This window comes from Pseudomonas sp. Pseusp15 (assembly GCF_059492165.1).
In genome coordinates this window covers 4,984,566-5,000,153 of sequence record NZ_CP168523.1, presented here as the reverse complement: position 1 = coordinate 5,000,153, position 15,588 = coordinate 4,984,566, and the positions used below count along the sequence as shown (strand labels likewise).

The 15,588-nt window shown below is 59.9% G+C and carries 9 protein-coding genes; 7 read left to right on the top strand and 2 right to left on the bottom strand.

Features of this window, described 5'->3' with window-relative positions; genetic code table 11:
• Nucleotides 1–16: 16 nt before the first annotated feature.
• Nucleotides 17–1,423: a glutamate--ammonia ligase gene (gene glnA, locus ACEN8R_RS22495; protein ID WP_018929197.1), complete on the bottom strand. Its 1,407-nt coding sequence runs from the start codon at nucleotides 1,421–1,423 to the stop codon at nucleotides 17–19.
• Between the two features lie 328 nt (nucleotides 1,424–1,751).
• Between glnA and thiI the strand changes: the two genes are divergently transcribed.
• The gene (gene thiI / locus ACEN8R_RS22490; RefSeq protein ID WP_026286654.1) at nucleotides 1,752–3,206 is read left to right on the top strand and encodes a tRNA uracil 4-sulfurtransferase ThiI; all 1,455 of its coding nucleotides are present in this window, start codon (nucleotides 1,752–1,754) and stop codon (nucleotides 3,204–3,206) included.
• Nucleotides 3,207–3,345: 139 nt separating this feature from the next.
• The gene (gene typA, locus ACEN8R_RS22485) at nucleotides 3,346–5,166 is read left to right on the top strand and encodes a translational GTPase TypA (protein WP_008028025.1); all 1,821 of its coding nucleotides are present in this window, start codon (nucleotides 3,346–3,348) and stop codon (nucleotides 5,164–5,166) included.
• A 227-nt stretch (nucleotides 5,167–5,393) separates the two neighbouring features.
• Here typA and ACEN8R_RS22480 read toward each other — a convergent pair whose 3' ends face one another.
• Nucleotides 5,394–5,834: a YkgJ family cysteine cluster protein gene (locus ACEN8R_RS22480; RefSeq protein ID WP_026286653.1), complete on the bottom strand. Its 441-nt coding sequence runs from the start codon at nucleotides 5,832–5,834 to the stop codon at nucleotides 5,394–5,396.
• Nucleotides 5,835–6,093: 259 nt separating this feature from the next.
• Here ACEN8R_RS22480 and ACEN8R_RS22475 point away from each other — a divergent pair, with 259 nt between their 5' ends.
• The 5 genes from ACEN8R_RS22475 (at nucleotide 6,094) to ACEN8R_RS22455 (ending at nucleotide 15,551) form a co-directional block, all read left to right on the top strand.
• The gene (locus ACEN8R_RS22475; protein ID WP_018929194.1) at nucleotides 6,094–8,544 is read left to right on the top strand and encodes a glycogen/starch/alpha-glucan phosphorylase; all 2,451 of its coding nucleotides are present in this window, start codon (nucleotides 6,094–6,096) and stop codon (nucleotides 8,542–8,544) included.
• Between the two features lie 194 nt (nucleotides 8,545–8,738).
• Entirely contained in the window at nucleotides 8,739–12,326 is a 3,588-nt protein-coding gene (locus ACEN8R_RS22470; RefSeq protein ID WP_026286652.1) for a DUF2339 domain-containing protein, read from the top strand.
• The gene (locus ACEN8R_RS22465; protein WP_018929192.1) at nucleotides 12,323–13,690 is read left to right on the top strand and encodes a DUF3999 domain-containing protein; all 1,368 of its coding nucleotides are present in this window, start codon (nucleotides 12,323–12,325) and stop codon (nucleotides 13,688–13,690) included. The genes ACEN8R_RS22470 and ACEN8R_RS22465 overlap by 4 nt, the downstream gene beginning before the upstream one ends.
• A gap of 244 nt (nucleotides 13,691–13,934) precedes the next feature.
• Nucleotides 13,935–14,945, top strand: a complete 1,011-nt coding sequence (locus tag ACEN8R_RS22460) for a class 1 fructose-bisphosphatase (RefSeq protein WP_007933966.1) — start codon at nucleotides 13,935–13,937, stop codon at nucleotides 14,943–14,945.
• Nucleotides 14,946–14,948: 3 nt separating this feature from the next.
• The gene (locus tag ACEN8R_RS22455) at nucleotides 14,949–15,551 is read left to right on the top strand and encodes a DUF924 family protein (protein ID WP_018929191.1); all 603 of its coding nucleotides are present in this window, start codon (nucleotides 14,949–14,951) and stop codon (nucleotides 15,549–15,551) included.
• Nucleotides 15,552–15,588 lie beyond the last annotated feature (37 nt).

Below are 15,588 nucleotides of genomic sequence, written 5' to 3'. Positions count from 1 at the left end.
GTGCAGCGCTACCGGATCAGCAGCTGTAGTACAGCTCATATTCCAGTGGGTGTACGAAGGTACGAACCTTGATTTCTTCTTCGCTTTTCAGAGCGATGTAAGCGTCGATGAAGTCGTCGCTGAAAACGCCGCCTTTGGTCAGGAACGCACGACCTTTGTCCAGCTCTTCCAGGGCTTCTTTCAGGCTGCCGCAAACTTGTGGGATCTCTTTCGCCTCTTCAGGCGGCAGGTCGTACAGGTTTTTGTCAGCTGCGTCGCCAGGGTGGATCTTGTTCTGGATGCCGTCCAGGCCAGCCATCAACAGTGCAGCGAAGCCCAGGTACGGGTTGGCTGCTGGATCCGGGAAACGGGCTTCGATACGGCGAGCGCGAGGGCTGGACACGTAAGGAATACGGATCGAAGCGGAACGGTTGCGAGCCGAGTAGGCCAGCATCACTGGAGCTTCGAAACCTGGGACCAGACGCTTGTAGGAGTTGGTCGACGGGTTGGTGAAGCCGTTCAGAGCCTTACCGTGCTTGATGATACCGCCGATGAAGTACAGAGCGGTGTCGGACAGGCCGGCATAGCCTTCGCCAGCGAAGGTGTTCTTGCCATCTTTGGCGATGGACAGGTGAACGTGCATACCCGAACCGTTGTCGCCGTACAGCGGCTTAGGCATGAAGGTCGCGGTGCGGCCGTATGCGTCAGCTACGTTGTGTACGCAGTATTTCAGGGTCTGAACTTCGTCAGCCTTGGCAACCAGGGTGTTGAACTTCACGCCGATTTCGTTCTGACCGGCAGTCGCCACTTCGTGGTGGTGAACTTCGATGGTCAGGCCCATTTCTTCCATGGCGTTGCACATGGAGGTACGGATTTCGTGGTCGTGGTCGAACGGCGGAACCGGGAAGTAGCCGCCTTTGACGCCTGGACGGTGGCCTTTGTTGCCGCCTTCCACGTCCTGGTCGGACATCCACGAACCTTGTTCGGAGTAGATTTTGAACATCGAGCCAGAGATGTCGGACTTGAACTTCACTTCGTCGAAGATGAAGAACTCAGGCTCTGGACCCACAAATACGGTGTCGCCGATACCGGTCGACTTCAGGTATTCCTCGGCACGCTTGGCGATCGCCCGTGGGTCACGGTCGTAGCCTTGCATGGTCGAAGGCTCGATCACGTCGCAAACCAGGATCAGGGTCGGCTCTTCGGTGAACGGGTCGAGAACGGCAGTGGTGTCGTCCGGCATCAGGATCATGTCGGAAGCTTCGATGCCTTTCCAGCCAGCGATGGAGGAACCGTCGAACATTTTGCCTTCTTCGAAGAAAGCTTCATCCAGCGCATCGCGAGCCGGCATGGTCACGTGGTGCTGAGTGCCTTTGGTGTCCGTGAAGCGCAGATCAATCCACTTGACGTCATGATCTTTGATGAGTTGAACCGACTTCGACATAGTGTCCTCCGGGTGGCTTAGGGCTAGTAATGGATGCCCTTAAATGTGGGTGATGCCGGCGCGAATACTCTGCCATGGCAACCTGCCTCACAAGGGAGCAAATTGCATGCCAGTGCCTCATCATGGGTTTTTTGCCCCAATATCACGCTTGCAAGGGGGCGGCGCACCATAAAGCGCAAAATATCGCCCTGTAATGTAGCGTCGATTTCCGTAAATGACCTGTTTTGGTGCATGCAAAACCTTCTGCACATTAACTGGTTAAACCTTGAGCAATTTCCGCTATAATCCGCGCCCCCCTTTTTCGGCTGGCCCTGCGCGCGCTGTTTTCATGAAACTAATCGTAAAAGTCTTCCCCGAGATCACCATCAAGAGCCGCCCGGTACGGATGCGTTTCATCCGCCAGTTGGCCAAAAACATCCGTACCGTGCTCCGCGACCTGGACCCGGCCGTGGTGGTGAACGGTGTGTGGGACAATCTCGAGCTGGAAACCCGCGTCAGCGACCCCAAGGTCCTGAAAGAGATGGGCGAGCGCCTGACTTGCACGCCGGGCATCGCGCACTTTTTGCAGATCGACGAGTACCCGCTGGGCGACTTCGACGACATCGTCGAGAAGTGCAAGCAGCACTACGGCGATGCGCTGGCCGGGAAGATTTTCTCGGTGCGCTGCAAGCGCGCCGGCAAGCACCCATTCAGTTCGATAGACATCGAGAAATATGTCGGCAGCCAGTTGCGCCGTCAGTGTGGTGCCGCCGGGATCGACCTGAAAAAGCCCGAAATCGAAGTCCGTATCGAAGTTCGCGACCAACGGTTGTTCGTGATCCACAGCCAGCACAACGGCATCGGCGGTTATCCGCTCGGGGCCCTGGAACAGACGCTTGTACTGATGTCCGGCGGCTTCGATTCCACCGTTGCGGCCTACCAGATCATGCGCCGCGGGCTGATGAGCCACTTCTGCTTCTTCAACCTGGGCGGACGCGCCCACGAATTGGGCGTCATGGAAGTCGCGCACTTCATCTGGAAGAAGTACGGCAGCTCCCAACGCGTGTTATTTGTCAGTGTGCCGTTCGAGGAAGTTCTGGGAGAAATTCTCGGGAAAGTCGATAACAGTCATATGGGTGTAGTTTTGAAGCGTATGATGTTGCGCGCTGCTTCCCGAATTGCCGATCGACTGCACATCGAAGCGCTGGTCACGGGTGAGGCGATCTCCCAGGTGTCGAGCCAGACGTTGCCGAACCTGTCCGTGATCGACTGCGTGACCGACAAGCTGGTCTTGCGTCCACTGATCGCCAGTCACAAGCAGGACATCATCGACACGGCCAACGAGATCGGCACCGCCGATTTCGCCCGGCACATGCCGGAGTACTGCGGGGTCATCTCGGTCAATCCGAAGACGGCGGCCAAGCGCTACCGCGTGGAGCACGAAGAGAAAGAATTCGACATGGCAGTCCTTGAGCGCGCGCTCGAGAACGCCAAACTGGTGCCGATCGATCGGGTGATCGACGAATTGGGCCAGGACTTGCAGATTGAAGAAGTCAGCGAAGCGCTGGCGGGCCAGATCATCATCGATATCCGTCACCCGGATGCCGCCGAAGACGACCCGCTGGAGCTTCCTGGTATCGAGGTACAGACGATGCCGTTTTATGCACTGAACGCTCGTTTCAAGGAACTGGACCCTACTCGCCAGTACCTGCTGTATTGCGACAAAGGCGTGATGAGTCGCCTGCATGCCCACCATTTGCTCAGTGAGGGGCATGCCAATGTGCGCGTTTATCGACCGAGCTAAGTGCCCGGGGCTGTTTGCCTGTGGCCTGCGTCACCGGCCCCCCGATGCCACCGTCAAGTTGTAACGGCTTGTACGGACGCTACTGTTAATCGCTGCCAAGACTTGTCAGCACACCGAATCCTCTGATCGAGATACACAAGTGATCGAAAATCTACGCAACATCGCCATCATTGCCCACGTTGACCATGGTAAAACCACCCTGGTAGACAAACTCTTGCGTCAATCCGGCACCCTGGAGCGCAACGAGCTCAACGACGAGCGCGTGATGGACTCCAACGACCAGGAGAAAGAGCGCGGTATTACCATTCTGGCGAAAAACACCGCCATCAACTGGAACGGCTACCACATCAACATCGTGGACACCCCGGGCCACGCCGACTTCGGCGGCGAAGTTGAACGCGTAATGTCGATGGTCGACTCCGTTCTGCTGCTGGTTGACGCTCAAGACGGCCCTATGCCGCAAACCCGTTTCGTGACCAAGAAGGCGTTCGAAGCCGGCCTGCGTCCAATCGTGTGCATCAACAAGGTTGACCGTCCAGGCGCGCGTCCGGACTGGGTTCTGGACCAGATCTTCGACCTGTTCGACAACCTGGGTGCTACCGAAGAACAGCTGGACTTCAAAGTCGTCTACGCCTCGGCCCTGAACGGCATCGCCGGTCTGGACCACACCGACATGGCTGAAGACATGACCCCGTTGTACCAGTCGATCGTCGACAACGTACCGGCTCCTAAAGTTGACCGTGAAGGCCCGTTCCAGATGCAAATCTCGGCACTGGACTACAACAGCTTCCTGGGTGTTATCGGTGTTGGCCGTATCGCTCGTGGTAGCGTCAAGCCGAACACTCCAGTCGTGGCCATTGGCGCCGACGGCAAGAAGCGTAACGGTCGTATCCTGAAGCTGATGGGGCACCACGGCCTGCACCGTATCGACGTTGAAGAAGCGTTTGCCGGTGACATCGTGTGCGTGAGCGGTATGGACTCGCTGTTCATCTCCGACACCCTGTGCCAGCCGGACAACGTCGAGGCGATGAAGCCTCTGACCGTTGACGAGCCAACCGTTTCCATGACCTTCCAGGTAAACGACTCGCCTTTCTGCGGTAAAGAAGGCAAGTTCGTGACTTCCCGTAACATCAAGGAACGTCTGGACAAAGAGCTGCTGTACAACGTTGCACTGCGCGTTGAAGAAGGCGACTCGGCTGACAAGTTCAAGGTTTCCGGCCGTGGTGAGTTGCACCTCTCGGTACTGATCGAAACCATGCGTCGCGAAGGCTTCGAAATGGGCGTTGGTCGTCCGGAAGTGATCATCCGTCAAGTTGACGGCGTGAAGCAGGAACCGTTCGAAAACGTAACCATCGACACCCCTGAAGAATCCCAGGGCAAGGTCATGGAAGAGATGGGCCTGCGTAAAGGCGACCTGACCAACATGGTGCCGGATGGCAAAGGCCGTGTTCGTCTGGAGTACAACATCCCTGCTCGCGGTCTGATCGGTTTCCGTAACCAGTTCCTGACCCTGACCAACGGTGCAGGCATCCTGACCTCGATCTTCGATCGCTACGACACCATGAAGTCCGGCGACATGTCCGGTCGTCAGAACGGTGTTCTGGTATCGGTAGAAACCGGCAAGGCGCTGACCTACTCCCTGGAAACCCTGCAGGCGCGTGGCAAGCTGTTCGTTGAACACGGTCAAGAGATCTACAACGGTCAGATCGTTGGTCTGAACAGCCGTGACAACGACATGGGCGTCAACCCAACCAAAGGCAAGAAGCTCGACAACATGCGTGCTTCGGGTAAAGACGAAACCATCGCCCTGGTTCCACCTGTTCGCTTCACTCTGGAACAGGCCCTGGAATTCATCCAGGATGACGAGCTGTGCGAAGTGACACCTAAGTCGATCCGCCTGCGTAAGAAGATCCTGGACGAAGGCGAGCGTACCCGCGCTGCCAAGAAAGCCAAGAACTGAGTTAACTCAGGCTGAATGAAAACGCCCCCGGTCGAAAGGCCGGGGGCGTTTTTGTTTGTCTGGCTGTAGCAGCTGCCGAGCCTGCGAGGCTGCGTTCGACTGCGCAGCAGTCGTGAAATCAAACGCTGCGGTGCATCATATAAATCGTGTTTTCAGGCCTGCGACTGCTGCGCTGCCGAACGCAGCCTCGCTGGGGCTCGACAGCTGCTACGGGGATCGAGGCGGCTTTAAAACTTTTCGAGGGTGCGGCTGGAGCTGCTGGTCTCGCGCACCACTTCTTTAGGCTTGTACGCGCAATACCCTGGCCGCGGTCCGATCTTCGGGTGGTTGCGGCAGGTGTCCGGGCGCTTATCATAAATAGTGCACAAACGGCTTTTACGATCCAAGTACAGGCAATCGTTGTTGCTCATGCGCTGGAGGGTGAAGATCTCGGACTTCTGGTTGTAGCGCTCGACAATCCCTTCCTTCTGCAAGCGCTTGGCGATGTTCTTGGGTGGATCGCCCAGTTCGAATTCGTCGACGATGCCGATACGGATCAGATCCTTGATCTTGACCTCGACCGGCAGCGTGCAGCAACTGGACATGCACGAGCCGCACATTGGGGCAGAGTACTTGGCCCAGGTATCGAGGCGATCGATTTCCGCGGCGGCGATCAGGTTGGGCTTCATCATCGGTTGTTACCAGCGTGTGCATCAGGGCGCGCGATCATACCGGGACTGGTGGATTTTTGAACAACCTTTCGCCAGATTTTTTTTGCTTGTCGCAAAATAGTCCTGTGTCCGGCACGGCCCCTGCATTGTTTCTGGCCCACGACAACGTAATGTCGATCTATCTCGTACTAACAGGAAAAACTGCCGAACCAGAGTCTCTACGGTCTGTCAGACCGACTAGGCTCAGACAACTTCACGCTCGCTCGAGGTCTTATCGATGACTCAAGAACCACTTGTTCGCGAAGCAGAGGTGGCCGCATTCCGCGACGCCGTCTTGACCAAGCTCACTTACGCGGTGGGTAAAGACCCGGATCACGCCTTCGACCATGACTGGTTCGAAGCCATTGCCCTGGCGGCGCGTGATCACATGGTCGAGCACTGGATGGACCACACCCGGCAGATCTACCGCAAAGGCCAGAAACGCGTTTATTACCTTTCCCTTGAATTTCTTATCGGTCGCTTGCTCTACGACAGCCTGAGCAACCTCGGCTTGCTCGATGTAGCCCGCGAGGCCATGACCGAACTGGGGGTCGACATCGAACGCATCCGTCTGCTGGAGCCCGATGCGGCACTGGGCAACGGTGGCCTCGGACGTCTGGCGGCATGCTTCATGGAAAGCATGTCGACCCTCGGCATCGCCGGCCATGGCTATGGCATTCGTTACGAACACGGTTTGTTCCGCCAGGCCATCGTCGACGGCTGGCAGCAGGAGCAGACCGAACACTGGCTGGACTTCGGCAACCCGTGGGAGTTCGAACGACCAGAGGTGGCCTACCCGATCGGTTTCGGCGGCAGTGTCGAAACCGTGACCGATGAAGCCGGCAAGTCCAGGCAAGTCTGGTCCCCGTCGGAAACCGTGCGGGCCATCGCCTACGACACCCCGGTGGTCGGTTGGCGTGGTGCAAGCGTCAACACCCTGCGGCTGTGGCGCGCCCGGGCCATGGAAGAATTGCATCTGGAGCGCTTCAACGCGGGCGACCACTTGGGCGCGGTCGCGGAAGTGGCCTGGGCAGAAAGTATCTCCCGCGTGCTTTACCCGGCGGACAGCAACGAGGCCGGCCAGGAGTTGCGCCTGCGCCAGGAATATTTCTTCGTTTCCGCGTCCTTGCAGGACTTGTTGCGTCGCCATCGCAACATGCACACCTCGGTGCTGACCCTGGGCGATCACGCCGCCATTCAACTCAACGACACTCACCCCTCGATCGCCGTGGCCGAACTGATGCGTCAGTTGGTCGACGTCTATGACGTGGCGTGGGATGCGGCGTGGCAGATCACGGTCGACACGCTGTCGTACACCAACCACACGCTGTTGCCGGAAGCGCTGGAAACCTGGCCGGTCAGTCTGATGGAGCGGATGCTGCCCCGGCACATGCAGATCATTTACTTGATCAACGCCCAGCACATCGACTCGTTGCGAGCCAAAGGTGTTCACGATTTCGACGTGCTGCGTGCGATTTCGCTGATCGAGGAAGACAACGGTCGCCGCGTGCGCATGGGTAACCTGGCATTCCTGGGTTCCCACAGCGTCAATGGCGTGTCCGGCCTGCACACGCAGCTGATGCGCAGCACGGTGTTCTCCGAGCTGCACAAGCTTTACCCGGACCGGATCAACAACAAGACCAATGGCATTACCTTCCGCCGCTGGCTCTATCAGGCCAACCCCGAACTCACCTCCATGCTGGTCGACGCCCTCGGCCCGAGCCTGCTGGACAACCCCGAGGAGCACTTGCTCGCGCTGGAGCCGTTTGCCGAGAAGACTGCATTTCGCAAGCAGTTCGCCGAACAGCGGCTGCACAGCAAGAAAGCCCTGGCGTACCTGATTCATGAGCGGCTGGGGATCGCGGTCAATCCGGCGGCGATGTTCGATGTGCAGGTCAAGCGGATCCACGAATACAAGCGTCAGTTGCTTAACCTGATGCACACCGTTGCGCTGTATCAGGCGATTCGTGCCGAGCCGGAAACCGACTGGGTACCGCGGGTGAAAATCTTCGCCGGCAAGGCGGCGGCCAGTTATCACCAGGCCAAGCTGATCATCAAGCTGACCAACGACATTGCGCGGGTGGTCAACAACGACCCGACGGTGCGCGGCTTGCTCAAAGTGGTGTTCCTGCCCAACTACAACGTCAGCCTGGCCGAGAGCATCATTCCGGCGGCGGACCTGTCGGAGCAGATATCCACTGCCGGCTTCGAAGCCTCGGGCACCAGTAACATGAAATTCGGCCTCAACGGCGCGCTGACCATCGGTACCCTGGACGGGGCCAACGTGGAAATGTGCGAGCGCATCGGTGCCGAGCACATGTTTATTTTTGGTCTCAGCGCCCAGCAAGTGGAAGCGCGCAAGCGTAACCATGAATTCAACGCCGCGCCGGACATCGCCGCCTCCCATCGGCTCAACGACGTGCTGCAAGCGATTCGCAGCGGGGTGTTCTCACCAGACGATCCGTCCCGTTATACCGCGCTGATCGATTCGCTGGTGGACTACGACCGCTTCCTGGTCTGCGCCGATTTCGACTCTTACTGGAACGCGCAGATGCGGGTCGAAGCTCACTGGCACGACTCGAAAGAGTGGTGGCGCTCGGCGGTATTGAACACCGCGCGGATGGGCTGGTTCTCGTCCGACCGGACCATTCGCGAGTACGCAACGGATATCTGGAAGGCTTTGGAGTAATTTTTAGCAACAAATGTGCGCAAGGCCCAACGTCCGTTGGGCCTGATCGATATACTAAGCGCCAACTTGACCCCAGTGTGGGGGCGGCGCACCGCCGCTCCCACACTGGACTCCGGGTGTCTGCTCACTAGACTGAGCCAGAGGCTGTATCGCACGGATCAGCCCCGCCACGGGGCCGCTTAGGGATATCGACCATGCAATGGATGTTAATGCTGATTGGGCTGCTGCTGGGCTGGATTCTTGACGAGTCGTTCAGCGAGGCGCTGTTGGGCGCTTTGCTCGGGCTGGGTCTCGGCCAGGCCATGCGTATCGGCCGCTTGAGCACTCAAACGGCCGAGCAGCGACGTTTACTCGATCAGGCTCAGGTTGCGCTGAATGCGGTCGAGCAGCGACTGGCGTTGCTGGAAGTGTCGGGTGCCAAGGCACCTGAACCAGGCGAACCGGTTGTCAGCGAACCCGCTGAGTCGCCTGAAATCATTCTTGAGCAAGCCCCTGTCGCACCCACGGAGCTGGTCTGGGAGCTACCCCCCGAATTCGAACCCATCACCGTAGCCGCTGCCGAAACCAGTCGTCCGTTGCCCGCCGATGTCTGGCAGCCCGAGCCGGTCGCCCGCGAACCGCAGCAACCGGCCGAGCCGCGCGGCCCGAACTTCATCGAGCGCGCCATCAGCGGCGCACGCAATTGGCTGTTCGGCGGCAATACCGTATTGCGGGTCGGCGTGGTGCTATTGTTCCTCGGCCTGGCTTTCCTGTTGCGTTATGCCACCGAAGGCATGGTGGTGCCGATCGAGTTGCGCTACGCCGGTGTCGCGGCGGCGGCCTTGGGCCTGCTCGCCCTGGGCTGGTGGCTGAGACTGCGCAACAGCAACTACGCGCTGATGCTGCAAGGCACCGGGATCGCGGTGTTGTACCTGACGGTATTTGCCGCGATGCGTCTGCATCCGTTGCTTGATCCCAAGGCAGCATTGGGCCTGTTGGTGGTGGTGACGGTGTTCTCGGCGATTCTCGCCATTACCCAAAATGCTTTGGGCCTGGCCGCCGCTGCCGCGTTGGGCGGTTTCGCCGCGCCGATCCTGACCTCCACCGGCGCCGGCAATCACGTCGCGCTGTTCAGCTATTTCGCCCTGCTCAACGCTGGCATCCTCGCCATCGCGTGGTTCAAGGCCTGGCGGCTGCTCAACCTGATCGGGTTTGTCGGCACCTTCGGCATCGGCTTTGCCTGGGGCCTGCGCTCCTATAGACCGGAGCTGCTGTGGAGTACCGAGCCGTTCCTGATTCTGTTCTTCCTGATGTACCTGGCCATCGGTTTGTTGTTCACCCGGCGCAAGTTGCTGGAAATGCGCGACGCGCCCGAGGACGACAGCCGTGAAGCGCTGCTGCGCTGGTCGGCGCACAAGGGCGATTACGTCGACGGCATGATGCTGTTCGCGCCACCGTTGGTGGGCTTCGGTCTGCAGTTCGCGCTGGTGGAGCACTTTGAATTTGCCGCGGCCTTCAGCGCCTTGGCCCTGGGCATGATTTACATGGGGCTGGCCCGGTTGCTGATGGGGGGCCGGGCACTGTTGTTGGCCGAAACCTGTCTGGCGCTGGGGGTGATCTTCGCCAGTCTGGCGATTCCTCTGGGGCTTGATGCGCGTTGGACTGCCGCAGCCTGGGCGGTGGAAGGGGCGGGGATTTTCTGGCTCGGCCTGCGTCAACGACGGCCGCTGGCGCGGGCCTTTGCCTTGCTGCTGCAATTGGGCTCGGCGTTGGCTTTTATCAGCGAATTGCGCAGCGGCGAGAGCAGCCTGCTCGACGGTGCGCCGCTGGGGGCGCTGATGCTCGGCGTGGCGCTGCTGTTCAGCTTCTACCAATTACGCAAAGCGTTGCCTGAACAGGCGTTGCCGTGGGAACGCCAGGGGTTGCCGGTGCTGGCCTGCCTGGGCCTGACGTTCCTCTATCTGCTGGCGCCGCTGTTTTTCTTCACTCACGGCACGGCGATCAGTTGGGCGCTGGCCGGGTTGGCGACGCTGTTCGTCGGCCTGCGCCTGCAATCGCGGGCGTTCCTGTTCAGTGCGTTCGCCGTGCAACTGCTTGGCGGTGCGTTGTTCCTGGTGCGGCTGCGAGGGGCGAGCGGAGACTCGGCTGCGGTATTCAGCGCCGGCTGGAGCGGTTTGCTCAGCGCATCCTTGATCGGGCTGGCACTGATCGCCGGCATGTTGTTGGCGGCCCGGGACGAAATGGTGCGCAGTGACGTGCGTTTGTTGCGTGGCTTGTCGGTGGTGCTATTGGCCGGTCTGGTGCTGATCAACCTGGCTGTGCTGTTCGTGTTGCCGTGGCAAACCGCGAGTGCGGTGTGGGCGGCCAGTGGTTTGTTCATCATCTGGCTGAGTCTGTACCTGAAGCAGCGTGTGAGTTTTGTCTTTGGTCTGCTGTTGCAGGTGATCGGCGGCGTAGCGTTCCTGTTCGCCGGGCCAGACCTGCTCGGGCCGCTGCTCAGCGAAGGGTTGCGACCGTTGGCGCATAGCGGGTTCTGGACACCGCTGGTGCTGGGACTGGCGGCATTTGTCGGGGCCTGGCGTTTGCAGCTAGGCAACCATGCTTCGGCTTTCGATGTGTTGAGCCTGCAGCGCTTGTCCGAAGTGTTGCTGGTGTGGGGCACGGGTTGGTGGGCACTGGCGTGGATCAGCGAAGTGCTGCGTTTTGCGCCTGTGAACCTGCAAGCGACGTTGTTGCTGGCGGTCGCGGCGGTGAGTGTGGCGCTGTGGGCGGTGCTGGCGCTGCGCCTGAAGTGGTCGTCGCTGGGTTTGCTCTGCACCTTGCTGATTCCCGCCGCCGGTCTGGTGTTGCTCGCGGCCTGGCATTCGCGTTATCACCCGGCCGCCAACTTCGGCTGGCTGGTTTGGGCCGCGGTGTTCGTCGTGCATTTCATCTCGTTGCAGCGTCTGGCGTCGATGCTGCCCGAAAAAGCCCAGAGCACCGCCCATGTACTCGGTTGCTGGCTATTGATCGGCGTGTTGGCCCTGGAGCTGCGTTATGGCTTGCTGCTGTTGTCGGAGCAGTACAACGCCTGGCGCTGGTTGGGCTGGGCGATTCTGCCGAGCCTGTATCTGGTGCTGATGGCCGCACCGCGCGCGTGGCCATGGCCAGTGTCGGCTTATCCCCGCGAGTACCGGGTCTATGCCGCCGCGCCGTTGGCGTTGTTGATGCTCGGCTGGTTCTGGCTGGCGAACATGGCCAGCGACGGCACCGCCGAGCCGTTGCCCTATGTGCCACTGATCAACCCGCTGGAGCTGGGCCTGTTGTTCGCCCTGTTCGGCGTTTATGTCTGGTCCCGCAACGCAGTCACGCAACTGGCGATCCGCAAGGATTACACCGATAACGCCACGCAGGTGATTGCCGGTGTTTCACTGTTCGCCTTCTTTACCGCGCTGGTGATGCGCGCGGCCCACCACTGGGGTGGCGTGCCGTTCGCGCTGGATCTGCTGCTTGAATCGATGCTGGTGCAGGCCGGCCTGTCCATCGTTTGGACGCTGATGGCCCTGAGTCTGATGATCGGTGGGCATCTGCGTCACCGCCGTGAAGTCTGGCTGATCGGCGCAGGGCTGATCGCGTTGGTGGTCGCCAAGCTGTTCTTCGTTGAATTGAGTAACCGCGGCGGGTTGGCGCGGATCGTGTCGTTTATCGGCGTTGGCGTGTTGCTGTTGGTGGTGGGCTATTTCGCCCCGCTGCCACCCAAGCGTGCCGAAGCCGTGCCGGGTGCTGAAAAACCGGCCCCTGAAACCGAAGGAGTGTCATCTTGAGTCAGAAGCTGAACCTGGGCTGGTGGGCTGCTGTTGTGCTGGGGGTGACACTGTCGGCTGGCGCGCAGGAAAAACCTGCGGACTTCGCCACGCAGGTGCCATTGTCTGTGAGCGGCGAGGGCCCGTGGTATCGCCTGGAATTGCCCTTGGGCGTGCAACTGAACGCGCGGCAAACCGATCTCAGCGATGTGCGCGTGTTCAACGCCGCCGGTGAGCCTCAGGCGTACGCTTTGGCCCGAGAGCCTGCTCAGACCCACGAAAACCGCACGCTGACCGACGTAAAGTGGTTCCCGTTGTACAACTCGGCGGATGCCAGCGAACGCACGCCGAGCGTACGGGTGCAATCGAACACCAACGGCACGTTGATCGAAGTGCAGCCGTCCAGCCAGTTGGAGGCGGGCGAAGAAGAGCTGCGCGGCTGGTTACTCGATGCCAGCGGCATCAAGGCGCCGTTGCAGCAATTAATCCTCGACTGGACCAGTGAACGCGACGGCTTCCAGCGTTTCAGCATCGAAGCCAGCAACGATTTGCAGCATTGGCAGTCGTGGGGTGAAGGGCAGGTGGCGCGTCTGACGTTTGCCGACGAACGGGTCGAGCAACATGAAGTCGGCCTGCCGGGGCAATCGGCGCGCTATCTGCGTTTGCTTTGGAATTCGCCTCAGTCGGCGCCAGTGCTGACCTCGGCGCAGCTGGAAAGCACCAACCCTCGCACCTTGCCGCTGCCGTTGGTCTGGTCGCAACCCTTGGCCGGCAGCAGCGTGAAGGCCGGTGAGTACATCTGGCAATTGCCGATGGGGTTGAACGTCCAGCGCTTGCAGGTCGAGCTGAATCAGCCCAACAGCCTGGCACCGGTAACGTTGTCGGGGCGCCGGGAGACCAGCCTGCCGTGGCAACCGCTGACCAACGGTTTGCTCTATCGCCTGACCCAGAATGGCCAGGATGTGGTGCAGAACGAATTGCAGTTGTCGGGCCAGACCGTGCAGCAATTGAAACTGACGGTGGATGAACGCGGCGGTGGCCTGGGTGCCGAAGCACCCACCGTGCGGTATGCCGTGCGCTCCACGCAATTGGTGTTCCTGGCGCGCGGTGCCGGGCCTTATACGCTGGCGCTGGGAAGTGCGACGGTGAAGGCTGCAAGCTTGCCATTGTCGACGCTGATTCCCGATTACAGCGCGGCGAAGCTGGCGACGCTGGGCAAGGCGACGGTGGACGGCGGGGCCGTGGTGACCCCGGCGGCGACAGCACCAACGGTGCTGGGCACGAATTGGAAAAAGATCGGGTTGTGGGCGGTGTTGCTGCTCAGTGTGCTGTTTCTGGGGGGGATGGCGTTCAGTTTGCTGCGCAAGCCTGCTGCTAAATCCTGAGGATGGCTGGCGCTGCGCGCCAGATCGCGGGCAAGCCGCTCCTGCAGGGGCGAGGCTTGCCCGCGAAGACGTCCTTCCTGCCACCAAAAATATCGAAACTGGCGCCCAATCGCGGCCCATTTCGAACTACGCTCAACCCCGCGCATGAACTCTATTGGGTGTATCACGTCTGATAGGAGGAAATGCGCCCCGACTCGCGTTAAACTGCGCGGGTTTTTAGCCCCCCATTCCTCCGGAGCCGTCCATGTCCCGCGTTACCCTGAGTCGCTATTTGATTGAGCAGACCCGCAGCAACAACACTCCTGCCGATCTGCGTTTCCTGATCGAAGTGGTGGCGCGTGCCTGTAAGGAAATCAGCCACGCCGTTTCCAAAGGCGCCCTGGGTGGTGTCCTGGGCAGCATGGGCACTGAAAACGTCCAAGGTGAAGTGCAGAAGAAGCTTGATGTGATGTCCAACGACATCCTGCTCGAAGCCAACGAATGGGGCGGTCATCTGGCCGGCATGGCGTCCGAAGAAATGGACAATGCCTACCAGATCCCGGGCAAATACCCGAAAGGCGCGTACCTGCTGGTGTTCGACCCGCTGGACGGTTCGTCGAACATCGACATCAACGCGCCGGTCGGTACGATCTTCTCGGTGCTGCGTTGCCCGAACGAATACCTGACCCAGAACGAGCCTTTGAACGAAAAGGCCTTCCTGCAGCCAGGCACTCAGCAGGTTGCCGCCGGTTACGCGATTTACGGTCCACAGACCATGCTGGTGCTGACCCTGGGCAATGGCGTCAAAGGCTTCACCCTGGATCGTGAAATGGGCAGCTTCGTACTGACCCATGAAGACATCACGATTCCGGAGTCCACGCAGGAATTCGCGATCAACGCGTCCAACAAGCGTCACTGGGAAGCGCCGGTACAACGTTACGTCGACGAATTGCTGGCTGGCGATGAAGGCCCGCTGAAGAAGAACTACAACATGCGTTGGGTCGCCGCGATGGTGGCCGACGTGCACCGAATCCTGACCCGCGGCGGTCTGTTCATGTACCCACGCGACAGCCGCGAGCCGTCGAAGCCGGGCAAACTGCGCCTGATGTACGAAGCCAACCCGATGTCGTTCCTGGTGGAGCAAGCGGGTGGCGCATCCACTGACGGCCACCAGCGCATCCTCGACATCCAGCCGGAAGGCCTGCACCAGCGTGTTGCGGTGTTCCTCGGTTCGAAAGAAGAAGTTGCCCGCGTCACGGCTTACCACAAGGAATAAAACATGACCGCGCCCTGGCAGCCGTTACTCGAATGGTGGTTTGGATCTTTCGAATCACCCAACGAAATAGCGGCTGACAAGGGCAAGTTATGGTTCGGCAAGCGTGACAGTCAGGACCTCGAAGCGCGGATGCGTTTCGGGGATCTGGTCGAGCAGGCTCTGGCCGGCGGATTGACCGAATGGGCGCAACGCCCCGAAGGTTGGCTGGCCCTGGTGCTGTTGCTCGATCAATTGCCGCGAATGATCTTTCGCGACACACCCAAATCCTTTTCCGGCGACGTCAGGGCCCAGGCACTGGTGGCGCAAGGCATTGCCGCGGATTTCGATCGGCAACTGCGACCGATCCAGCGGGTTTTTATCTATCTGGTGTTCGAACACTGCGAAAACCTGGCGGTGCAGAACGAAGCGGTTTCGCGGTTTCTCGATCTGGTTGAACAGCAACCCGAGGCGGATCGGGCGGTGTTTGCCAGCAACCTGGATTACGCCGAACGGCATCAGAAGATCATTGCGCGATTTGGGCGGTTTCCCCATCGCAATGCGGTGTTGGGGCGTGAGTCTACGGCTGAGGAGCTGGAGTTTCTTTCGGGGCCAGGATCGCGCTTCTAGCTTTTCGTTGTTGCTGATGCCGGCATCGCGGGCAAGC